We start from the raw sequence: 22,648 nt of genomic DNA, 5'->3' as shown, positions 1-22,648 counted from the left end.
ATAACCGCAGGTCGAAGCCCCCGGGCCGGGGTCCGCGCCCGGGGGCTTCGTGGTGTCCCGGACGGCCGTTCCTCACTCGCGCCGACTGCCGCGTTATTCAACCGTGACGCCTTCCCTGACGCATCCCTCTTGACCGCCATGAATTGTTAGCGCTCACAATGACCTCCGCATTCATCAGTCGACGCCCCAGGGCATCCGAGGAGGTACGAGCGTCGTGCCAACAGCGCTCCAACTCGCCTTACCAGTGGCTGACCTGGGGCTTTCCGGAATCGCGGCGTGAAGCCGACGGCGCGGAACCATCCGCCCGCCGCACAAGGCCCGTCCGTGGCGAGGGATCCATCGCCACCACAGGACTTACCCGCAGCACGAACCTGTCCACCGTCGACCGCCGAGGAGGTGCGGCCGTGACCCACTCGCAGCTCCGGCCGCCCACCATGGCCGACGTGGCCCGCCAGGCCGGTGTCTCCCACCAGACCGTCTCCCGCGTCCTGGGGGACCACCCCAACGTGAGGAACGAGACCCGGGCCAGGGTGCAGCGCGCGATCGAGGAGATGGGCTACCGTCGCAACTCCTCCGCACGGGCCCTGGTGACCCGGCGCACCCAGACGCTGGGCGTGGTCGCCTCCAACACCACGCTCTACGGGCCGGCCAGCACGCTGTTCGCGCTGGAGGAGGCGGCCCGCGCCGAGGGGTACCTCGTCTCGACGGTCAGTCTGCGCGAACTGACCGTGGAGACGCTCTCCGAGGCGGTCGACCGCCTCAGCGACGGCGGTGTGGAGGGGGTGATCGCCCTCGCCCCACAGCGGTCGGCGGTCGCGGCCCTCGCCGAACTGCGCCACCCCTTCCCGGTGGTGGCCGTTGGCACGGGCTCCGGTTCGGAGATACCCAGCGTCAACGTGGACCAGGAACTGGGCGCGCGGCTGGCCACCGGCCATCTGCTCGCCGCGGGGCACCGTAGGGTCTGGCACCTCGCCGGTCCCGAGGACTGGCAGGAGGCGGCGGACCGGACCGTCGGCTGGCGGGCCACCCTCGAAGAGGCCGGCATCGAGCCGCCGCAGCCGCTGCGCGGGGACTGGAGCCCGCTGTCGGGCTACCGGGCGGGCCAGGAACTGGCCGGCTGGGTGGGCCGCGGTCTGACCGCCGTGTTCGTCGCCAACGACCAGATGGCGCTGGGGGTGTTGCGCGCGCTGCGGGAGGCGGGCGTACGCACGCCCCAGGACGTCGCGGTGGCCGGCTTCGACGACATCCCGGAGTCGGAGTTCTTCGCCCCACCGCTCACCACCGTCCGGCAGGACTTCGCCACGGTGGGCCAGCGGAGCATCGCCCTGCTGCTCGACCTGATCGAGGGCCGGACCCCTGCCGGGCCGTCCCGGATCGCCATAGAGCCCCAACTCGTCGTCCGCGCCAGCACCTTCCCGTATCTGCCCCCACCGGGGGCCCCGCCGGGCTGACGCGGCCTCGAATAACCGAACGCTTTTCCTCTCTCAGTATGGCCGACATTTCGAACAATGATCGACAGGTTGGACGCAGTGCGGCCGGTCCACCACGAGTAACAACGGTCCGCCCTCGGACCGGCTCTTCAAAGGAGAAGACATGCTCAACAGACGTAACTTCCTCACCGCGGCAGTCGGCGTGGCGGCCGCGACGGGTCTGGCGGCCTGCGCCAAGGAGGACACCTCCACCGGTACCTCCGGCTCCGGCGGCGACGGCGGCAGCAAGAAGATCACCCTCGGCTTCTCCCAGGTCGGCTCCGAGAGCGGCTGGCGCAGCGCCAACACCGACTCGGTGAAGTCGGCGGCCAAGGAGGCGGGTTACAACCTCAAGTTCTCCGACGCGCAGCAGAAGCAGGAGAACCAGATCTCCGCGATCCGCAGCTACATCACCCAGGGCGTGGACGTCATCGCCTTCTCGCCGGTGGTCGTCACCGGCTGGGACGCGGTGCTGAAGGAGGCCAAGGCCAAGAAGATCCCGGTCGTCCTGACCGACCGCTCCGTCGAGACCTCCGACGAGTCCCTGTTCGTCACCCTGGTCGGCTCCGACTTCACGGACGAGGGCCGCCGCGCCGCCAAGATCCTGGAGAAGGTCCTGGAGAAGGCCGGCCACAAGGGCAAGGTGAAGATCGCACAGCTGGAGGGCACCACCGGTGCCGCCCCCGCGATCGAGCGCGCCAAGGGCTTCAAGGAGGTCATGGACGCGGAGCACAAGGACGACTGGGAGATCGTCGTCAGCCAGACCGGTGAGTTCACCCGCGCCGGCGGCAAGCAGGTCATGGCGGCCTTCCTGCAGTCCAACCCGGACATCGACGTGCTGTTCGCGCACAACGACGACATGGGTATCGGTGCCATCCAGGCCATCGAGGCGGCCGGCAAGAAGCCCGGCAAGGACATCCTGATCGTCACGGTCGACGGCGTGAAGGACGGCTTCATCGCCATGTCCGAGGGCAAGATCAACGCCATCGTCGAGTGCAACCCGCTGCTCGGCCCCCAGCTGATGGAGGTCGTGCAGAAGGTCAAGGACGGCGAGACGGTCGATCGCTGGATCAAGACCAAGGAGAGCGACTTCATGCAGGACCAGGCCAAGGACGCCCTCCCCACCCGCAAGTACTGACCCACCACGCCCACCGGTCAGGGAGCCTCCGGCCGGCCGAGACCTCGGTCGGCCGGGCCCCTGCGGGCCTGCGGCGATTCCCTTGCACGAGGGCGCTGCCGTGACTCCGCCCCATGTGCGGGCTTCCAACCCGAAGGTTGCGGTCCAGCCCGAACCGACCCCTTTTGGGGCGGGATGTACGTAACACAGCCCAGATAAGTGAATTCCCCCACCGGGCAAAGCCGGTGGTCCTCGCTAGGAGACTTATGGCAGAGCCGCGGCCCGTCCTGGAGATGACGGGCATAGTCAAAGAGTTCCCGGGCGTAAGGGCTCTGTCGGGCGTCGACTTCCGGCTCTTCCCCGGCGAGATACACGCTCTGATGGGCGAGAACGGCGCCGGCAAGTCCACCCTGATCAAGGTGCTGACCGGGGTCTACTCCCTGGACGGCGGCACGATCACCCTCGACGGCGAGTCCGTGCGGTTCGCCAGCCCGCTGCAGGCGCAGCAGGCCGGGATCAACACGGTCTACCAGGAGGTCAACCTCTGCCCCAACCTGTCGGTGGCGGAGAACATCTTCATCGGCCGCGAACCGACCCGCTTCGGCCGCATCCAGTGGAAGCAGCTGCGCAAGGAGGCCGCGGAGCTGGTCGACCGGCTCGGCCTCGACATCGACGTGACGGCACCGCTGTCCTCGTACCCGCTGGCCGTGCAGCAACTGGTCGCGATCGTACGGTCGGTGGGCACCGGCGGTGAGGAGGGGAAGGGCACCAAGGTCCTCGTCCTCGACGAGCCGACGTCCAGCCTCGACCGCGACGAGGTCCTCGAACTCTTCCGTCTGATGCGGCGGTTGAAGGACGAGGGTGTCGCGATCCTCTTCGTCTCCCACTTCCTCGACCAGATCTACGAGATCTGCGACCGCATGACCGTCCTGCGCAACGGCACCCTCGTCGGCGAGCACATGGTCAGCGAACTCGACCAGGTCGGCCTGATCCAGCTGATGATCGGCAAGGACCTGGACCAGCTCGAGGAGCTCCACGAGCAGCAGCTGCACGCCGACGTCGGCGAGACCCTGCTGCACGCGGACGGCCTCGGGCGCACGGGCGGCATCGCCCCCTTCGACCTGGACATCAAGAAGGGCGAGGTCGTGGGCCTCGCCGGTCTGCTCGGCTCGGGTCGCACCGAACTCGCCCGGCTGCTCTTCGGCGCCGACCAGCCCGACAGCGGCAAGGTCACCGTGGGCGGCAAGCAGATCCCGATGAACGCCCCGAACGACGCCATCGGCGCCGGGGTCGCGTTCTGCTCGGAGAACCGCAAGACCGAGGGCCTGGTCCCCGATCTGACGGTCCGGGAGAACATCATCCTGGCCCTCCAGGCGTCCCGCGGCTGGACCCGGCCCATCCCGGCCGCCCAGCGCGACGAACTCGTCGCCAAGTACATCAAGGCCCTCGACATCCGGCCCGCCAACCCCGAGGCCCGTGTCGGCCAGCTCAGCGGCGGCAACCAGCAGAAGGTGCTGCTCGCCCGCTGGCTGATCACCCAGCCGAAGCTGCTGATCCTCGACGAGCCCACCCGGGGCATCGACGTCGGCGCCAAGGCCGAGATCCAGAAGCTCGTGGTGTCCCTCTCCGAGGACGGCATGTCCGTGCTCTACATCGCGGCCGAGCTGGAGGAGGTCCTCCGCCTCAGCCACACCATCGGCGTGCTGCGCGACCGCAAGCTGGTCGCGAAGCTCACCAACGGGCCGGAGATCACCACCAGCAAGATCCTGGAGACCATCGCGAGCGGAGAACACCAGTGAGCACCCCACCCGCGGCCACGACAGCCACGACGTCCCGCTGGCGAGCGCTGACGCACCACCACCTGTTCTGGCCCGTCGCGGTCCTGGTAGCCCTGCTGCTCGTCAACGTCCCCTTCACCCCCGACTTCTTCTCGATCAGGATGACGGACGGCCACCTCTACGGCAGCCTCGTCTCGATCGTGCTGTTCGGCTCGCCCCTGATCCTGGTGGCGGTCGGCATGACCCTGGTCATCGCCACCGGCGGCATCGACCTCTCCGTCGGCGCGGTCGTCGCCATCACCGGCGCCCTGACCTGCTCGTACATCAGCGACCAGGCCGACCAGAACGCGCTGGCCGGGGTGTTCCTGGCCATGGGCATCGGCCTGGTGGCGGCGGTGGTCTGCGGCCTGTGGAACGGCTTCCTGGTGGCCAGGATGGGCATCCAGCCCATCATCGCGACCCTCATCATCATGGTCGCCGGCCGAGGTGTGGCCCAGCTGATCACCGACGGCCAGATCATCACCATCAACAGCGAGCCGTACAAGCTGATCGGCGGCGGCTACTGGCTGACGCTGCCCTTCTCCATCTTCGTCGTCGCGGCCGTCGTCGCCGTCACCGTCGCCCTGACCCGCAAGACCGCCCTCGGCCTCCTCGTCGAGTCGGTCGGCGGCAACGCGGAGGCCAGCCGCCTGGTCGGCATCCGGTCCCTCCGCATCAAGATCATGGTGTACGTCTTCTGCGCCCTGTGCGCGGGTATCGCGGGCCTGATGATCAGCTCCAACACCTCGGCCGCCGACGGCAACAACGCCGGCCTGTGGATCGAGCTGGACGCGATCCTCGCCGTGGTGATCGGCGGCACCTCGCTGCTGGGCGGCCGGTTCTCCATCGGCGGCACGGTCGTCGGCGCCCTGGTCATCCAGACCCTCACGACGACGATCTACACGATCGGCGTGCCCACCCAGACCAACCTGGTCTTCAAGGCCGCCGTCGTCATCGTCGTCTGCCTGCTCCAGTCCCCGAAGTTCCGCGCGAAGGTCTTCGGCGCCCGGTTCGGCTCCAAGCCCGGCGCGACCGGCGGCGGCACGTCGCCCGCGGCCCCGGCGAAGACCACCACGACGCCCGCCGAGGCTGCCCCGAAGATGGAGGTGTCGTGATGACCGCGACCACCAAGACCCCACCGGCCCAGGACAGCGGTACGGCACCGACGTCCGCGTCCAAGGTCTCGGCGCTTCTCGCCGACCGGCGCCTGCCCGTCCTGGTGACCGCCGCGCTCTTCCTCGCGATGTACATCACGGGCCTGAGCCGCTACCAGAACTACGGGTTCGGCGAACCGCAGGTCTTCCTCAACCTCTTCATCGACAACGGCTACCTGCTGGTGGCCGCCGTCGGCGCGACCTTCGTGATCCTCTCCGGCGGCATCGACCTCTCCGTCGGCTCGGTCATCGGCTTCACCACGATGTTCACGGCCTGGCTGGTGGAACGCCAGGGCCTGCCGATCCTGCTGGTCATCCCCATGGCCCTGGCCGTGGGAGCCTTCGGCGGCTTCCTGATGGGCTATGTGATCCAGAACTTCGAGATCCAGCCCTTCATCGTGACCTTGGCCGGCCTCTTCCTCTTCCGGGGCCTGTGCCTGGTCATCAGCAAGGAGTCGATCGCCATCGGCGACTCGACGGTGAGCAGCCTGGCGCAGGCGCAGGCACAGTTGGGGATCGGCTTCCTGTCCGTCGGCGCGATAGTCGCCCTCGTGGTCCTCGCCGCGGCCTTCTACATCCTCCACTACAGCCGCTTCGGCCGCCGTGTGTACGCCATCGGCGGCAACGAGCAGTCGGCGATGCTGATGGGTCTCCCGCAGGGCGGCACCAAGATCGCCGTCTACACGGTGTCCGGCTTCTGCTCGGCCCTGGCGGGCCTGCTCTTCACCCTCTACATCCAGTCCGGCGACCCGCTCCACGCCACCGGCATGGAACTGGACGCGATCGCCGCCGTCGTCATCGGCGGCACGCTGCTGACGGGCGGCTCCGGCTACGTCCTGGGCACCCTGTTCGGCGTCCTCGTCCTGGGCCTCATCAAGAGCATCATCCAGTTCGAGGGCACCCTCAGCTCCTGGTGGACGAAGATCGCCACGGGTGTGCTGCTGTGCGCGTTCATCCTGATCCAGCGGGCGATGACGGCACGGAAGAAGACCTGAGCGGGATCTGAGTGGGAGGGGACGCTCGCCCTTGCGGGGCGAGCGTCCCCTCTCTCAGTTCTCCCGGTCCAGGAACTTCGCGACGGTCTCCACGAACCGGTCGCCGTCGTCCAGCCACGGATGATGCCCGGCTCCCGGCTGTACGACGAACTCGGCACCGCCCGGGAACAGCGCGGCGTACTCGCCCATCGCGCTCGGCGGCGAGTTGAGATCGACCTCCCCGGCGAGCACGAGCACGGGCGCAACGAACCGCCGGAACGCGGCGCGCGTACCCTCCGGGTCGAAGGCCCCCTCACTCCCGAAGACGGCCGTGGCCTCGGGATTGCGCTGCTCGGAGTCGGCGGCGTCGAGGGCCCGGGCGGCCTCGTCCAGGCGCCCGTGCAGGAACGGGGCGACGGCCGCCCAGTGCCGTTCCGTGCCCCGCCCCGCCGCGACCTCCTGCAACGCCGCGAAGGCCTCCCCGAACCATGGCTCGCCCTCACGCAGCCTGGCGACGGCGAGCCGGTCCTCGATCCCGACCTCGATCCCGACGCCGATCGGACTGGGCGTGACGAGCGCGAGCCTGCCGACCCGCTCCGGATACGCCCGCACATAGGCCGCCGCGACATTCGCCCCGGCGCAGTGCGCGAGCAGATCGACCCGCTCCACCCCCAACTCCTCCCGAAGCGCCTCCACATCCCCGACGAGCCGGTCACAGCGGTACGAGCCGCTGTCCTCGGGCACCGCCGACTCCCCGGTCCCCCGAAGATCCAGCATCACCAGCCGCCGGTGCGCGGACAGCCCCCCGAGTTCCCCGAGATAGGCGGAGGCCCGCATGGGCCCGCCGGGCAGACAGACCAGGGGTGGACCGTCCCCGAACGTGTGGTGGGCGAGGAGGGTGCCGTCGGGTGCGCGAAAGGTGGGCATGGGGCAGACCCTCACAGCCCCCGAGCGTCAGAGCAACCGCGATTCGCCTTGCGCCGCCCCGCCCTCGCTACGGCTCCGCCCGTGCCCCACTGCGTCCGGAACTCCCGTCCATCAACCGGTACATGCCGATCGAGTCGTGCGTTGCGGTGTCGGCGAAGCCGAACTTCTCGTAGAGGAAGCGGGCGGGGCCGTCCGCGATCAGCGAGACGTACGCGGTGGCGGGCGCCCTGCGCTCCAGTTCCTCGGTGAGCGCGGCCATGATGCGCTTGCCGAGGCCGCGGCCCTGGTGAGCCGGGTGGACGCAGATGTCGACGATCTGGAACGCCGTACCGCCGTCACCGATGACCCGCCCCATGCCGATGGGCTGCCCCTCGTGCCGGAGTATCACCCCGTGCCATGTGTTGGGCAGGGCGACCGCGGCCGCCTCGGGGGCCTTGTCAGACAGACCGGCATCGGTGCGCAGACGACGGAAGACCTCGACCGAGGGCACACCCGCACTCAGCTCGTAAGGGTCATTCTGGGTAGACATGTATTACACGATATCGGGCCGGGCTCGCCCTCGGCGGGCCTGGGCGTGCCTTTGCGGCCCTACGCCCCCACCATCCGCCGCAACAGATCCCGCAACGCCTCCCGCTCGGCGGTGCTCAGCCCCGCCAGCGGCTCCCGGGCGAAGTCCAGGGAGTTCCGGAGGCTGCCGGCCACCCGCCGTCCCTCCGCCGTGGCGGCCGCCAGCTTCACCCGGCGGTCGTTCGGGTCGGGGCGCCGCTCGACCAGCCCTCGAGCCTCCAGCCGGTCCACGATCCCCGTCACGTTCGACGGTTCGCAGCGGAGTTTCTGGGCGAGACGGCGCATGGGGAGTGGTTCCAGGGAAAGGAGGCCGAGGAGGCGGGCCTGGGCGCCGGTGAGCGCGTGTTCCGCGGCGGCGTCCTCGTACTCCTCGTGGTAGCGGGCCACCACCGTGCCGATGAGTTCGACGACCTCCATGGTCAGCGGGTCGATGCGGGGGGTCGTCCTCTGCGTGGGCATGGATTCGAGGCTACCTCTTTACTTGACAACATGAAATATCAAAGAGCATGGTTGTTTCAGGTAGTGAAGTAACCGCACGGTATGCACCACCGCATGCACCACGCACCCGCAGGAAGGCCCACCCCCATGTCCGAGACCCCCGCCCTCCCCGCCACCAGCCGTGAATGGCACCTGCTGAGCCGCCCCGTCGGCTGGCCCAAGGACGAGGACTTCGCCCTGGTCGAGGCGGAGATCCGGCAGCCCGGCGCGGGTGAGGTCCTCGTACGGAACAAGTACCTCTCCGTGGACCCGTACATGCGTGGCCGCATGAGCGACGCGAAGTCGTACGTCGCCCCGTTCGAGCTGGGCAAGGTCATGCAGGGCGGTGCCGTGGGCGAGGTCGTCGCCTCGGCGGCGGACGGCATCGCCGTCGGCGACCACGTGCTGCACTTCGGCGGCTGGCGCGAGTACGCCACGTTCGACGCCAAGCAGGCCGTGAAGGTCGACCCGGACGCCGCGCCGCTCTCCACCTACCTCGGCGTCCTCGGCATGACCGGCCTCACCGCCTACGCGGGCCTGCTGCGGGTCGGCGCCTTCAAGGAGGGCGACGCCGTGTTCGTCTCCGGCGCCGCCGGTGCCGTCGGCAGCCAGGTCGGCCAGATCGCCAAGCTCAAGGGCGCCTCACGCGTCATCGGCTCCGCCGGCTCCGACGACAAGGTCAAGCTCCTCGTCGAGGAGTACGGCTTCGACGCCGCCTTCAACTACAAGAACGGCCCGGTCCGGGAGCAGCTCAAGGCCGCCGCCCCCGACGGCATCGACGTCTACTTCGACAACGTCGGCGGCGAGCACCTGGAGGCCGCGATCGGCGCGCTCAACCTGCGGGGCCGGGCCGTGATCTGCGGCATGATCTCCCAGTACAACTCGACCGAGCCGACCCCGGGCCCGCGCAACATGGTCAAGATCCTGCAGAACCGGCTCCGCGTCGAGGGCGTCCTCGTCGGCGACCACTACGACTTCCAGCCCCAGTTCGTCCAGGAGGTCGGCCCCTGGGTCGCCTCGGGCGAACTCCAGTACCGCGAGACCGTCGTCGAGGGCATCGAGAACAACCTGGAGGCCTTCCTCGGCGTCCTGCGCGGCGACAACACCGGCAAGATGATCGTCAAGCTCTGACCCCACCCCCGTGACGAACGCCCGCTCACGTTCGTTGCACATGGCGGAGTCCGCATCCCTGGACGTGGGGTGCGGACTCCGTTCGTGTGTGCGGGGCCGGCCGTTCGGGACAAGCCGTGCGGGACCGTGTGCACGGGAGTACGCGCACGGGAGTGGCCGTGCGGCCCTCAGAGCGCCAGCGCCGCCGTGTGCACCGCCCGCACCAGCCCCGTGTTCTCCGGTGCCGCCCCGCCCGGGAAGGCCATGCGCCGCCGGGTGTAGCCGTAGGCGAGGCCGCTGCGGGGGTCGGCGAAGGCCTGGGAGCCGCCGGCGCCGCTGTGGCCGAAGGTGCCGGCGCCGAGGAAGGGGTACAGGTTCTCGGCGGTCGCCTGGAAGCCGAGGCCGTACGCCCTGAACGCGCGGGCCACCAGGTCGTGACCGGCGGAGTGGATCTGGCCGAACTCACCGATGGTGTCGGGCTTCAGCAGCGGCGGCCGGCCGTCCACCGTGCTGATGGCCGCCGCGTACATCCCGGCGAGCCCGCGCGCGGAGCCGACACCGCCCGCCGACGACTGCCCCTTCGCCCGCACGACACGGGCGTTGGGGAAGTCCGTCAGCTCTCCCGGGTCCGGCACCTGCGAGTTGAACGCGATCGACGCCAGCGTGTGCGGGCCGTGCGGCACGGCGTCCAGCTCGGCCTGCTGCGCGGGCGTCGGCGTCATCGGCAGGACGGTCCGGAAGCGGGGCTCCTGCTCGGCCGGCAGCCCCAGGAAGAAGTCGAGCCCGTACGGGGCGCGGACCCGCTCCTCGTACACCTCCTGGAGCGTGCGGCCCGTCGCCCGCCGTACGACCTCTCCGGTGAGCGCCCCGATGACGAGCGCGTGATAGCCGAAGGCGGCGCCCGGACGCCAGAACGGGCGCTGGACGGCGAGGCGTTCGGCGACGACGCGGTCGTCCGCCAGCTCCTCCAGCGTGAACCCGGCGTCGGTGCCGACGAGCCCCGCCCGGTGCGCGAGCAGCTCCCGCAGCGTCAGCGCGCCCTTGCCCTCAGCCGCGAACTCCGGCCAGTAGTAGGCGACTTCACGGTCCAGGTCCAGTACGCCGTCCTGGACGAGGAGCGCGACGACGAGATGGGCGGCACCCTTGGTGGAGGAGAACACGCCGTGCAGCGTGTCGGCGCCCGTCTCCGTCTCCGCCTCCTCCTCGGGCCCCGCCCACAGGTCGACGACCCGCCGCCCGTGCACATACGCGGTCAACTGCCCCTCGTAGTCGCCCCGTTCACCGGCCACGAACACGGCGAACTCCTCGCGCACCGCCTCGAAGCCGTCGGCGACCGTGCCGTGGACGGTGGCCGTCCGGGTCCCCTCGGTCATGCACGCTCCCGTTTCTCGACCTCAGCTGCTTCTACACCGTCAGCAACGCCCGTACGACCTGCGGGAATTCCCCCTTCGGATGGTCGAGGAAGAGAGGTTCCGTGCCGAAGAGGACCGCGTTCGGGCCACTGACCACGGACGCCCGGCCCGCCGCCGCTGCCGGGCCGCCGGTGCCGTCGTCCAACGGCCGCCAGTGCCCGGAGACCAGCGGGTTCCCGGTGCCGTACGACTGCTCCACGGTGACACCGCCGCCGAGATCGGTGAACCATACGGGCGCGTAGACGAAGCTGTGGTCCGGCGCGCCGCCGGTCACCGCGCCGCCCGAATTCACCGCGTTTGATGACCGCAGGTGATGACTGTTGGTGTTGACCGCTGGTGTCTGCGGCGGGTGGTCGACCACAGGTTGTCTACCTGTTCGACTCCCGGGCAACAAGGGGGCGCAGGAACCACGACCGCCTCGATCGCCCCCCCCAATCGCCCCTGCGCCGCGCCCACTTCGTCCCCCTCGATCACCCTTGTCCGGCGCCGGAACCCGCCGGGGTGTTACGCATCAGGAGTGAACCCTCCCGACATGTCACGCGAAGCGCGCCTGACCGCCCACGGCGCGGCCTCCACCGCCCTGGCCCTGCACAGCGACCACTCCCTGCACCGACTCCTCGACACGGCCACCCCGCTCGGCTCCGGTATCGGCGGGAAGTCGGCGCTGCTGGACGTCGACGGAACCCCGGTCTTCGTGAAGCGGGTGCCCCTCACCGACCTTGAGCGGCGACCGGAGAACGTCCACTCCACGGCGAACCTCTTCGGGCTACCACCCTTCTGCCAGTACGGCATCGGCTCCGTCGGCAGCCCCGGCTTCGGCGCCTGGCGGGAACTCGCCGTCCACACGATGACGACGAACTGGGCGCTCGCGGGGGAGTACGACGGCTTCCCGCTCATGTACCACTGGCGGGTGGTGCCGGACTCCACGCCCCTCCCCGAGGAACTGGCCGACGTCGAACGGGCCGTCACCTACTGGGGCGGCGGCCCCGGCATACACAGGCGTATCGAGGGCCGCCGCGACTCCTCCGCGAGCGTCGCGCTGTTCCTGGAGTACATCCCGCAGAACCTCCACGAGTGGCTCGGCGAACAGACGACCGCCGGCGCCGGGCCCGCCGACCGGGCCTGCGCCCTGGTGGAGCGTGAACTGGCAGCCGGTATCTCGTTCATGAACGGCCGGGGCCTTCTCCACTTCGACGCCCACTTCCAGAACATCCTGACCGACGGCCACCGCCTCTACTTCACGGACTACGGCCTCGCCCTGTCCTCCCGCTTCGACCTCGCCCCGCGGGAGACCGCCTTCTTCGACCGCCACCGCGGCTACGACCGCTGCTACGCCCTCAGCCATCTGGTGAACTGGCTGCTCAAGGACCTGTACGACTACGACCGGGACGAGCGCGAGGCCCGGATGCGCGTGTACGCCCAGGGCGAGCGCCCCACCGGTATCCCGGACACGGCCGCAGCGACGATCACCCGGTACGCCCCGCTCGCCACGGTGATGGCGACCTTCTTCCGCCGCCTGGGGGACGAGAGCAGGCAGACCCCGTACCCGATGGAGGAGCTTCGCCGGTGCCTGGCCGCGTTGCCTAAGAGCTAATGCCTCTTGCCTAAAACCTTTAGGCAATCGCATAATCGATTCGTCGAGTGAAAGGACGGCCATGGCGCGCGCAGGACTCACCCCGGAACGCCTCGCCCGGGCGGGCGCGGAGCTGGCCGACGAGATCGGCTTCGACGAGATCACCGTCTCCGAGCTGGCACGGCGATTCGACGTCAAGGTCGCGAGCCTGTACTCGCATGTGCGGAACTCCCAGGACCTCAAGACCCGGATCGCCCTGCTCGCACTGGAAGAGCTGGCCGACCGGGGCACCGCCGCGCTCGCCGGACGGGCCGGGAAGGACGCTCTGGCGGCGCTGGGGAACGTGTACCGCGACTACGCCCGCGCACACCCCGGCCGCTACGCGGCGGCCCAGCTGAGACTGGACCCCCGGACGGCCGCGGCCAGTGCGGGCGGCAGACACTCGCAGATGACCAGGGCGATCCTGCGCGGCTACGACCTGACCGAGCCGGACCAGACCCACGCCGTCCGGCTCCTTGGCAGCGTCTTCCACGGCTACGTCAGCCTGGAGTCGGCCGGCGGCTTCAGCCACAGCGCCCCAGACGCGCAGGAGAGCTGGGACCGCATCCTGGACGCCCTCGACGCCCTGCTGCGCAACTGGCCGGCCCCGCCGCCCAGTTGACCACCGGGCGGCCACGCCACTCACCGCCGGACAATCCACCCCACCGATCGTCAGGTTGAGCCATGCCCACGACCCCCTCAGACCCCACGACCCCCTCAGACCCCATGAACTCCGCAGATCCCACGAATCGCACAGACTCCACGAACCCCACAGACCCCACGACCCCCCACTGGATCACCACCCCCATCACCGCCGACCTCCTGCGCGGCGCCCTGGAGTTGGAGCGCACCGAGCACGGTGTGCTGCCGCACCGGCTGCCGGCCCGGGCCCGCGCCCAGTGCACCGATCCCCAGCTGGCCATGGTCGAGTCCCAGCCCTCCGGCGTACGCCTGGTCCTCCGCACCCGGGCCACCGCCGTCGAACTGGACGCCCTGCGCACCAAGCGGACCTATGTGGGCGCCCCGCCCCGCCCGGACGGCCTGTACGACCTGCTCGTCGACGGCCGCCTGACCGCCCGCGCGAGCGTGCCGGACGGCAACACCGTCACCGTCGACATGACCACCGGAACGTCGGAGCACCGACCCGGCCCACCCGGCACCGTGACCTTCACGGACCTCCCCGCCGGCCTCAAGACGATCGAGATCTGGCTCCCGCACAACGAGACCACCGAACTCGTCGCCCTGCGCACCGACGCCCCCGTCGAGCCCGCCCCGGCTCCGGGCCGCAGGGTCTGGCTGCACCACGGCAGCTCGATCAGCCACGGCTCCGACGCCGTCGGCCCCACCGGGATCTGGCCCGCCCACGCGGCCTCCGTCGCCGGCGTCGAACTCATCAACCTGGGCCTCGGCGGCAGCGCCCTCGCCGACCCCTTCACCGCCCGCGCCATGCGGGACACCCCCGCGGACCTGATCAGCGTCAAGATCGGCATCAATCTCGTGAACCACGACGTGATGCGGCTGCGCGCCTTCACCTCCGCCGTCCACGGCTTCCTCGACACGATCCGGGACGGCCATCCCACCGCGCCCCTCCTCGTGGTCTCCCCGATCCTCTGCCCCATCCACGAGGACACCCCCGGCCCCAGCGCCCCCGACCTCACCGGCCTCGACGAGGGCCTCCTCCGCTTCCGGGCCATGGGCGACCCGAAGGACCCCACCCCCGGAAAACTGACCCTCCGAGTCATCCGCGACGAACTCGCGGCCATCGTGGCCCGGCGCTCTCCCGACGACCCCAACCTCCACTACCTCGACGGCCTCGCCCTCTACGGCGAGCCCGAGGCCGACCGGCTCCCGCTCCCGGACGACCTGCACCCGGACGCCGAGACCCACCGCCTCATAGGCGAACGCTTCGCGGAGCTGGCCTTCGAGCCGCAGGGAGCCTTCGCTCTCTGAGGGCCGCGGGACCAAAGGGGGCGCGGGGCCGCATCGATGTGCGGCCCCGCCGCGTGCGCGCGACCAGCAACTCGCAATCCGCACATACCGCTCATACGCTCCCACCGAAGACCCTCTTCATCCCCCCTCGGTAAAGTGCGCCCCATGCGCGATCTAGGGGTGGGTTTCCAGTACCTCGTCCAGGGCCAACGCTGGGTGGCCCGGCACGGGAAGCAGTACGGCTTCGGCCTGATCCCAGGCCTGATCACACTCGTCCTCTACCTCGGCGCCCTGGTGGCACTCGGCGTCTGGGGCCCGGACTTCGTCACCTGGGCCACCCCCTTCGCGGACGACTGGTCCAGCCCTTGGCTCGGCCTCTTCCGCGGCCTCCTCACCGTCGTGCTGTTCGCCCTCGCCCTGGCCCTGGCGGTCATCACCTTCACCGCCGTGACCCTCCTCATCGGCCAGCCCTTCTACGAGAACCTCTCGGAGAAGGTCGACCGGGACGTCTCACCGGACGGCTCCGCACCGGAGTCCGGCCTGCCGCTGTGGCAGGAGTTGTGGCTCTCGGGCCGGGACAGCCTCCGTATCGTCGTGCGGGCGCTCCTGTGGGCCGTACTGCTCTTCGGCCTCGGCTTCGTCCCGTTCATCGGCCAGACGGTCGTCCCCGTGATCGGCTTCTTCGTGACCGGCTTCTTCCTCGCCGAGGAACTGACCGCCGTCGCCCTCCAGCGCCGCCGTGTCGAACTCCGCGACCGCCTCGCCCTCCTGCGCTCCCGCAAGATGCTGATCTGGGGCTTCGGCACCCCGCTGGCCCTCTCCTTCCTGGTGCCGTTCGTCGCCGTCTTCCTGATGCCGGGCGCGGTCGCGGGCGCCACCCTCATGGCCCGCGACCTGCTCGGCGAGGAGACGACCGACGAGGACGAGCGGAACCGGGCCCCCCTCGGCCACCCGAACCAGATGTTCCGCAAGCCCGAGGTCGGCGCGTGAACCCCGGGCACCGGCACGCCTGGAACGGTCCGGGGCGGCCCCCCTGCTTCAGGGGCGTGGCGGTGGCGGTCCCCCTGCCTCAGGGGCGTGGCGCTACCCGCAGGTCGTCCGCTCTCGCGTCCTCGGCGGCGACACGGATGCCGCCCGCGGCCCGATCCGTCACGCGGTCGGGCCGTTGACCGCCACGGTCACGATCGCCCGCACCTGCGCGATGATGTCCAGCCGGTTCCGTACGAACTCGGGATCGGTCACCGTCCCGGTCGCCGGGTTCGTGTTGCCGGCGCCGAACTGCAGGACGGGCGTGTGCACATGCCCGCCCGGCAGGGAGGCGCCCAACCCCAGCCGGTCGCGCAGGAGCGTCGCCCGGTAGGCGATCTCGTTGGAGAGGTAGTCGCCGCCGCCTCCGGCCCGCGCGGTCGATCCCGGGGTCGGTCCGTCCGGCCGTACGACCGCCGCCGTGCCGCCCGCCGGGATCTCGGTCACGCTCGTGTTGTCGTAGACCGGGAAGCGGCCGGTGTTCGCGGCGACGATGTCCGCGTACGGCAGCGTCGTGGTCGTCCACTGGGGCTGGGTGGCGGGGTCGGTCACCGGGACGGTCCCGGTGCGGCCGATGTTGTCGTTGTCGGCGAAGCCGCCCCGCCAGGCCCCGTTGGTCCGCTCGACGTCGAAACGGCCCACCCGGCCCTGGCTGACGGTCGCGAAGAGGTCCACGCGCGGCAACTGCCGACGGAGGGTGCGCTCGACCGTGCCGTCGGCGAAGTCCTGCCAGCGGACGGGGAAGACGGCCGTCTCGATGCGTGCGGGCCCGTCGGCGGTCCGGATCACCGTTCCGTCGAGGGCGAGGGCCGTGGCCCCGGACGGGTTGGAGATCCGCACGTCCCGGTCCAGCGTGAACGGATCGAACCCGGTGACGAGAATCCGCTTCACGCCCTTGCCGCCCCGCGGATACCGAAGGGAGTCCTGCCCGCGCGACGCCCGCTCCAACTTGCCCAGCAGCAGCGCTCTCTGACGGTCGGACAGCTCGAAGTCCGGTTCCCATCCCCGCACTTCGCGCGTCATCCCCAACCGCGCCCAGTACAAAGGCCGGTCGTCGTCCCGGCTCAGATCACCGCCCGCCGGCCCCCGCCCCTGCGCCCGGTCCACGGCCCGCGTCCACAACCGCGCACCCTGCCGTACGACGATCCGCTCGGCCTGCGCGAACGACCGTGCCCCGTCCAGCGCCCGCCCGAACTCCGGTGCCACGGTGCCGAATCCGGACCGCCGCAGGATCTCCTGAGGCACGGCCCGGTCGAGGCGCTGTTCCTCGACGGTGGGTGCGGCGACGGAGGCGGGCGAGGCCGTGGCCGTGGCCGGGGTGCAGAGCCCCGCCAGCAGGGCAGCCAGCCCGACGGCCGCCCCACGGATCCCGTGCCTGCCGAGCCGAGCGCGCGGGGAGACCGGGTGTGGGGAGGTCGAGGAGGTCGGAGAAGTCGGAAGAGTCTTGGATATCAAGGGAGTTCGGGTCCTTCCGTAGCTGTCGTGCCGTGGGGGTGTCGCTCCGGACGGCGGCAGTATTGCGTGACGGAAGGGGCGCGCGCCATGCCGCCCCGTGGTGGAGGCGGTTGCCGTCGTTCCCTCGCCCTGGCTGCGGGGCGTCGTGCCGGTGGGGCGGCGGTGCGGGTGGGCGCAACGGCACCCGGTCGGCACCGACGATCGCCCCTCGACCTCCGCTCGGCCCCACCCCGGGTCCCGTCGATCGAGCCCTACCCCGGGCCCCGTCGACCGGGCCCCGTCAACCAGGCCCCACCCCGGGCCCCGTCAACCGCCCCCCGCCCCGCGCCCCTCGCCGTCCTCGCCCAGCAACGCCAGGAAGTCCCGGAACGCCCCCGGCATGTCCACGGCCCCCGGATCCAGCAGCCACTGGTACTGCAGACCGTCCATCACGGCCACCAGCAGCGGCGCCGCCCGCTCCGGCGTCAGCCCGCTCGGCAGCCGGTCGCCGTACTCGGCGCGCAGCACCTCCGCCAGGGCCCCTCGCACCCGCCCGTACCGCTCCGTGAAGAACTCCCGCGCGGGATGCCCCTCGGTGACGCTCTCGCCGAGCAGCGCGGAGAAGGTCTGGACGATGCCGGGCCGCATGGCGTTGTACTCGACGAGGGAGCCGAGCAGGTCGAGCCGCAGCGCGCTGTCGGGCACGGCGTCCCATCGGTCCCGTTCCTCCAGGACGGCGACGAGCAGCGCGTCCTTGGTGGGGAAATAGTGCAGCAGTCCCTGCTGGGTGAGCCCGACGCGCTCGGCGATCGAGGCCATGCTCGCGCCCCGGTAGCCGCGCTCGGCGATCACCTCCAGGGTGGCCAGCACGATCTCCGCGCGCCGTTCCTCACCCCTGACGCCCCTGGTCCTGCTGGTGCCGCTCATGCCGTCACCGTACGTCATCGGACCCCGCCGAACGGGCAGAAATATAACGCCAAGATAACGAAACCTACCGCTCTACAGGTAATGGATGCACGATGGGGAGACAGATCGGACTCGACGAGGAGGCACCGCGATGGCGGCAACCCCGGGTACACACCCGACCCCGGCCGACGAGACGCGCGAAGCGGCCGTGGAGAAGGCCCTGGCCGAGCTGGACCTCGACGCCAAGGCGAGGCTCCTCTCCGGCCAGGACATGTGGACCCTGCCCGCGCTCCCCGAGATCGGCCTGGACTCCCTGGTGATGTCCGACGGCCCCATCGGCGTACGAGGGGTGCGCTGGACCGTGGACGACCCGTCCGTCGCGCTGCCCTCCCCGACCGCCCTCGCCGCCACCTGGGACCCCGAACTCGCCCGCCGGGCAGGTGTGTTGCTGGCCCAGGAGGCCCGCCGCAAGGGCGTCCACGTCCTCCTCGCCCCCACGGTCAACCTGCACCGCTCCCCGCTGGGCGGCCGCCACTTCGAGGCGTACAGCGAGGACCCGTACCTCACGGGCGAGATCGGTTCGGGCTATGTGACCGGCGTGCAGTCCGGCGGGGTCGGCACCACGGTCAAGCACTTCGTGGCCAACGACGCCGAGACCGACCGCTTCACGGTGAACAACCTGGTCGGTGAACGCGCCCTGCGCGAGCTGTACCTGGCCCCCTTCGAGGCGATCGTGGCGAACGCCCACCCCTGGGGCATCATGACCGCCTACAACACGGTCAACGGCACCACGATGACCGAGCACCGCTACCTCGTGAACGAGGTCCTGCGCGGCGAGTGGGGCTTCGACGGCTTCAACGTCTCCGACTGGATGGCCGCCCGCTCCACGGCCGGCGCCCTCACCGGCGGCCTCGACGTCGCCATGCCCGGCCCGGCCACGGTCTACGGCGAGCCCCTGGCGACCGCCGTCCGTGCCGGTGAGGTCGCGGAGGCCGAGGTCGACGAGGCGGTCCGCCGGGTCCTGCGGCTGGCCGCCCGCGTCGGCATCCTGGAGGGCGCCGACCCGGTGGTCACCGAACTCCCCGCCCCGGTCGACGGCGAGGCCCTGGCCCGCGAGATCGCCCGCCGCGCCTTCGTCCTGGTCCGCAACGAGGTACGGGACGGTCGGGCGGCCCTGCCCCTGAGGCCGGGCGCGAAGGTCGCACTCATCGGCGCCGCGGCCCGCGACGCCCGCGTCCTCGGCGGCGGCTCCGCCACGGTCTTCCCGTCCCGCATCGTCTCCCCCCTCGACGGCCTCACCACCGCCCTCCCCGAAGGCACGCTGACGTACGCCGTCGGCGCGGACCCCAACGTGGAACTCGCCGTCGCCGACAAGGGCTTCGTCCTGCGAGCCGTCTGCCGCGACACCACCGGCACGGTCCTCGGCATCGGCTCCGCCCCCAACGGCCAGCTCCAGTGGATGGGTTCGGACCTTCCCGACGGTGTCACCCACGACGCCCTGCACACCGTCGAGCTGACCGGCACCTTCACCCCGCGCGAGACCGGCACGCACACCTTCGGCATCAAGGGCCTCGGCGCCTTCACCCTCACCGTCGACGGCACGACCCTGTTCGACGACGTCCAGACCACCGACACGGACGACCCCTTCGTGACGTTCTTCGGCGCCCCCGTCCCCCGGGCTCAGGTCGAACTGACGGCAGGCACGCCCACCGAGATCTCCCTCACCCACGTCACGGCACTCCCCGCCGATGCCCTCTTCAAGGTCATCGCCTTCTCGCTCTGCCACCAGGAGCCGCAGCGCGACCCGGACGACCTGATCGCCGAGGCCGTCGAGGCCGCCCGCGCCGCCGACACGGCCGTCGTGGTGGTGGCCACCACCGACCGCGTCGAGTCCGAGGGCTTCGACCGCAAGAACCTGAGCCTCCCCGGCCGCCAGGACGACCTGGTCCGCGCCGTGGCCGCCGCCAACCCCGACACCGTCGTGGTCATCAACTCCGGCTCCCCGGTGGAACTCCCGTGGCGCGACGACGTCGCCGCCGCGCTCCTCACCTGGTTCCCCGGCCAGGAGGGCGGCGCCGCTCTCGCCGACGTCCTCACCGGCACCCACGAGCCCGGCGGCCGCCTCCCCACCACCTGGGGCTCCCTCCCGGACGCGCCCGTCACCCAGGTCGCCCCGACCGCCGGCGAGCTCTCCTACGACGAGGACGTCTTCATCGGCTACCGAGCCTGGGACAGGCAGACCGCGACCCCCGCGTACCCGTTCGGCCACGGCCTCGGCTACACCGACTGGACGTACGAGTCCCTCGACGTCACGGGCACGACGGCGACGGTACGGGTCCGCAACACTGGCACCAGGAAGGGCCGCGAGACCATCCAGCTCTACCTGGCCCCCACGACCCCGGACGAGAACCGCCCGACCCGCTGGCTGGCGGGCTTCACGACGGTGGAGGCGGCCCCGGGGGAGACGAAGGAGGCGGTCGTCCGACTTCCGCGCCGAGCCTTCGAAATCTGGGACGAGGCGGCCGACTCGTGGACCCGTGTGAGGGGTTCGTACGAGGTGGAGGCAGGTCGCTCGATCGCCGATCGCCGCGTGACGGCAACGATCGAGGTCCAGGAGTAGCCGCGACTCCGCCAGGGGCTCGGGGAACCGCGCGACCAGCCCCCACCCCGCGCCCGACCACGAACGCGCCCGACCACGAACGCGCCTGACCACGAACGCGCCCGACCACGAACGCGCCCGACCACGAACGCGCCCGACCACGAACGAACCTGACTACTGACGCGCCCCGAACCCACTAGACGGTCTCCGACCGATACACGGCCCCCGGCCGCAGCTCCGTACTGGGAAACTGCGGCCGGTTGGGCGCGTCAGGAGCTCACTCATGAACGCAACCCTTGGCCACGGCGGAAACCCAGGTCACGCATCCTTCCTGCTGATGATCCGGTACGCGATCTCCGCCAGCCGGGCCTGCCCGTCCACGCTCGGATGGAACCAGTCCCACTGGCTGAGCTGGGTCTGTCCGAAGCGGTAGTCGAAGACGGCGTCCCCGTCGTACCGGCAGTAGCGGTCCTCGGCGCACACCTCGCGCAGGACGTCGTTGTACGCCTCCACCCGGTCCTGGACGGCGTCGCGCCGCCGGCCGGCCGCCGTGGTGAGGAGGTCGGGGTCGGCCAGCATGGACGGGCAGATGCCCAGCTTCCAGACCTGCTTGCCGACCGGGTTCGTACGGCCCTGGGACCACAGCCGCTTCAGGTCCGGCACGCTCGCCACGAACACCTGGGTCTTGGGCAGGCTGTCCCGCAGGGTCGCCATCGCGTCCTCGAAGTCGGCGCGGAAGTCGGCGAGCGGGGTCATGTCGGCGGCGGTCGCCCGGCACGCGTCGTTCGCGCCGATCATCACCGTGACCAGCTCCGGCTTACGGGGCACCGCCCGCGCCACCTGGCTCGGCAGGTCAGCCATCCGGGCCCCGGTCACCGCGTAGTTCCAGCTCCGCTGTGCCGCGCCGGCCGCGCCCAGCAGCCGTACGGCGAGACTGTCGACCGAGGCGTCGCTGCCGGTCGCCCAGGACACCTCGGGGCAGTCGGAGAGCACCTGGCACGCGTCGAAGCCACGGGTGATGGAGTCACCGACGGCGGCCAGCGACTCGGGGGTGCTGTCCCAGGCGGGGGTGGGGGTGGGCGACGGGGAGGGCTTGGCCCTCGCTCCCGTTCCCTCGGGGCCGGGGGAGTCACCACCGGTGGCGTCACAGCCGGCCACGGCCAGCAGGACCGCCGCCAAGGCCGCGCCGAACACCGCCCTCGAACGGTGGCGTCGCTTCCGCATCCCCTGGTCCCCTCGTCGGTCCCGCACGTGCAAGTTCCCACCCATGACAACGCGCGAGAGTTCCCGACACAGCAGGCCGGTGGGAACGGTGGCGAGAACGGTGCGGCGCAAGGTGCAACTGTTCCGTACCGCACAGGCGTCCCCTCGGGTGGCTGTGTCTTCCCGGGGGACGGCCCCGGACCCCCGGCCGGGGGTCCGGCACGCGTCCCGCCGGGTGAAACACCGCTGCTTCCCGGCGTTGGCTCCGACGGTACGTCACACTCCTTGCCCTGCCGCACGGTAGCCTCGCCACGTGGCCGCTCCGCCACCGCCGATCCGTCGAATCGCAAACTGTCCTGCTCTGTGGAGGCCCCGGTGACGACACGTGGAGTCCTGTACGTGCACTCCGCGCCGCGTGCGCTGTGCCCGCACGTCGAGTGGGCCGTCGCCGGTGTTCTCGGGACGCGCGTGAACCTCGACTGGATCCGGCAGCCGGCCGCCCCGGGCACCTGGCGCTCAGAGTTCTCCTGGCAGGGCCAGGTCGGTACCGCCTCCAAGCTCGCGTCCGCACTGCGCGGCTGGCACCTCCTCCGCTTCGAGGTCACCGCCGAGCCCTGCGCCACGGCCGAGGGCGAGCGCTACAGCTGCACCCCCGAGCTCGGCATCTTCCACGCCGTCACCGGCATCCACGGCGACATCCTCATCCCCGAGGACCGCCTGCGGGCCTCTCTGACCCGCTCCCAGCGCGGCGAGACCGACCTGGAGGCCGAGATCGCCAAACTCCTCGGCAAGCCCTGGGACGACGAGTTGGAGCCGTTCAGATACGCGGGAGAGGGCGCCCCGGTCCGCTGGCTGCACCAGGTGGTCTGAGGAGCGCCCCGAAAGGGGCGCGGGAAACTGCGCGACCAGCCCCGT

19 protein-coding genes and 1 pseudogene are annotated in these 22,648 nt (G+C 70.9%); 12 read left to right on the top strand and 8 right to left on the bottom strand.

Translation table 11 applies throughout. The features are described from left to right. Positions 1-404 precede the first annotated feature (404 nt). From OG858_RS14175 to yjfF, 5 genes are all read left to right on the top strand, one after another. On the top strand, positions 405-1,451 hold the full coding sequence (locus OG858_RS14175; protein ID WP_046706582.1) for a LacI family DNA-binding transcriptional regulator: 1,047 nt from the start codon (positions 405-407) through the stop codon (positions 1,449-1,451). Positions 1,452-1,593: 142 nt separating this feature from the next. After that, the gene (locus tag OG858_RS14170; protein ID WP_086747461.1) at positions 1,594-2,607 is read left to right on the top strand and encodes an ABC transporter substrate-binding protein; all 1,014 of its coding nucleotides are present in this window, start codon (positions 1,594-1,596) and stop codon (positions 2,605-2,607) included. Between the two features lie 245 nt (positions 2,608-2,852). Further along, positions 2,853-4,385: a sugar ABC transporter ATP-binding protein gene (locus tag OG858_RS14165; RefSeq protein ID WP_086747460.1), complete on the top strand. Its 1,533-nt coding sequence runs from the start codon at positions 2,853-2,855 to the stop codon at positions 4,383-4,385. Then, entirely contained in the window at positions 4,382-5,518 is a 1,137-nt protein-coding gene (locus OG858_RS14160; RefSeq protein ID WP_086747459.1) for an ABC transporter permease, read from the top strand. Before OG858_RS14165 ends, OG858_RS14160 begins: the two co-directional genes overlap by 4 nt. Next, positions 5,518-6,552 carry a galactofuranose ABC transporter, permease protein YjfF gene (yjfF, locus tag OG858_RS14155; RefSeq protein WP_086747458.1) on the top strand — a complete coding sequence of 345 codons (1,035 nt, stop codon included), beginning with the start codon at positions 5,518-5,520 and terminating at the stop codon, positions 6,550-6,552. The genes OG858_RS14160 and yjfF overlap by 1 nt, the downstream gene beginning before the upstream one ends. Before the next feature lie 54 nt (positions 6,553-6,606). On the opposite strand, the gene OG858_RS14150 is transcribed toward yjfF, so the two are convergent. From OG858_RS14150 to OG858_RS14140, 3 genes are all read right to left on the bottom strand, one after another. Further along, entirely contained in the window at positions 6,607-7,458 is an 852-nt protein-coding gene (locus OG858_RS14150) for an alpha/beta fold hydrolase (RefSeq protein WP_327723964.1), read from the bottom strand. A gap of 67 nt (positions 7,459-7,525) precedes the next feature. After that, positions 7,526-7,987 carry a GNAT family N-acetyltransferase gene (locus OG858_RS14145; RefSeq protein WP_327723963.1) on the bottom strand — a complete coding sequence of 154 codons (462 nt, stop codon included), beginning with the start codon at positions 7,985-7,987 and terminating at the stop codon, positions 7,526-7,528. 59 nt (positions 7,988-8,046) lie between these two features. Next, positions 8,047-8,484: a MarR family winged helix-turn-helix transcriptional regulator gene (locus tag OG858_RS14140; RefSeq protein ID WP_319064710.1), complete on the bottom strand. Its 438-nt coding sequence runs from the start codon at positions 8,482-8,484 to the stop codon at positions 8,047-8,049. 126 nt (positions 8,485-8,610) lie between these two features. On the opposite strand from OG858_RS14140, the gene OG858_RS14135 reads away from it, so the two are divergent. Next, a complete protein-coding gene (locus OG858_RS14135) occupies positions 8,611-9,633 on the top strand; it encodes an NADP-dependent oxidoreductase (RefSeq protein ID WP_319064709.1) in 1,023 nt (340 codons plus the stop codon). Positions 9,634-9,800: 167 nt separating this feature from the next. Here OG858_RS14135 and OG858_RS14130 read toward each other — a convergent pair whose 3' ends face one another. Both OG858_RS14130 and OG858_RS14125 read right to left on the bottom strand, forming a co-directional pair. After that, on the bottom strand, positions 9,801-10,985 hold the full coding sequence (locus OG858_RS14130) for a serine hydrolase domain-containing protein (protein ID WP_328544834.1): 1,185 nt from the start codon (positions 10,983-10,985) through the stop codon (positions 9,801-9,803). Positions 10,986-11,016: 31 nt separating this feature from the next. Then, positions 11,017-11,313, bottom strand: a pseudogene (locus OG858_RS14125) (M14 family zinc carboxypeptidase); the annotation flags it as partial. 243 nt (positions 11,314-11,556) lie between these two features. On the opposite strand from OG858_RS14125, the gene OG858_RS14120 reads away from it, so the two are divergent. The 4 genes from OG858_RS14120 to OG858_RS14105 all read left to right on the top strand — a co-directional run bounded on the left by OG858_RS14120 (position 11,557) and on the right by OG858_RS14105 (position 15,555). Continuing rightward, the gene (locus OG858_RS14120; protein ID WP_086747154.1) at positions 11,557-12,618 is read left to right on the top strand and encodes a hypothetical protein; all 1,062 of its coding nucleotides are present in this window, start codon (positions 11,557-11,559) and stop codon (positions 12,616-12,618) included. A gap of 61 nt (positions 12,619-12,679) precedes the next feature. Continuing rightward, on the top strand, positions 12,680-13,258 hold the full coding sequence (locus OG858_RS14115) for a TetR/AcrR family transcriptional regulator (RefSeq protein WP_319321650.1): 579 nt from the start codon (positions 12,680-12,682) through the stop codon (positions 13,256-13,258). 104 nt (positions 13,259-13,362) lie between these two features. Then, entirely contained in the window at positions 13,363-14,586 is a 1,224-nt protein-coding gene (locus tag OG858_RS14110) for a GDSL-type esterase/lipase family protein (protein WP_319259333.1), read from the top strand. 144 nt (positions 14,587-14,730) lie between these two features. Next, positions 14,731-15,555 (top strand): EI24 domain-containing protein, encoded by an 825-nt coding sequence (locus OG858_RS14105; protein WP_086752678.1) that lies wholly within the window; start codon positions 14,731-14,733, stop codon positions 15,553-15,555. Between the two features lie 159 nt (positions 15,556-15,714). Here OG858_RS14105 and OG858_RS14100 read toward each other — a convergent pair whose 3' ends face one another. Together OG858_RS14100 and OG858_RS14095 are read right to left on the bottom strand one after the other, a co-directional pair. Next, on the bottom strand, positions 15,715-16,959 hold the full coding sequence (locus OG858_RS14100; RefSeq protein WP_319064804.1) for a pyroglutamyl peptidase: 1,245 nt from the start codon (positions 16,957-16,959) through the stop codon (positions 15,715-15,717). 393 nt (positions 16,960-17,352) lie between these two features. Continuing rightward, on the bottom strand, positions 17,353-17,970 hold the full coding sequence (locus tag OG858_RS14095; protein WP_319064701.1) for a TetR/AcrR family transcriptional regulator: 618 nt from the start codon (positions 17,968-17,970) through the stop codon (positions 17,353-17,355). Between the two features lie 112 nt (positions 17,971-18,082). Here OG858_RS14095 and OG858_RS14090 point away from each other — a divergent pair, with 112 nt between their 5' ends. After that, positions 18,083-20,551 carry a glycoside hydrolase family 3 protein gene (locus tag OG858_RS14090; RefSeq protein WP_319259329.1) on the top strand — a complete coding sequence of 823 codons (2,469 nt, stop codon included), beginning with the start codon at positions 18,083-18,085 and terminating at the stop codon, positions 20,549-20,551. 297 nt (positions 20,552-20,848) lie between these two features. Here the strand turns inward: OG858_RS14090 and OG858_RS14085 are convergent, their stop codons facing one another. Beyond that, a complete protein-coding gene (locus OG858_RS14085) occupies positions 20,849-21,754 on the bottom strand; it encodes an SGNH/GDSL hydrolase family protein (RefSeq protein ID WP_319064699.1) in 906 nt (301 codons plus the stop codon). 354 nt (positions 21,755-22,108) lie between these two features. Between OG858_RS14085 and OG858_RS14080 the strand changes: the two genes are divergently transcribed. Continuing rightward, the gene (locus tag OG858_RS14080) at positions 22,109-22,603 is read left to right on the top strand and encodes a DUF3145 domain-containing protein (protein WP_086753135.1); all 495 of its coding nucleotides are present in this window, start codon (positions 22,109-22,111) and stop codon (positions 22,601-22,603) included. The last annotated feature ends 45 nt before the right edge of the window (positions 22,604-22,648 follow it).

The sequence above is a fragment of the Streptomyces europaeiscabiei genome, from assembly GCF_036346855.1.
GTDB classification, from domain to species: Bacteria; Actinomycetota; Actinomycetes; order Streptomycetales; family Streptomycetaceae; genus Streptomyces; species Streptomyces europaeiscabiei.
This window is presented reverse-complemented; position numbering and strand designations above follow the sequence as displayed.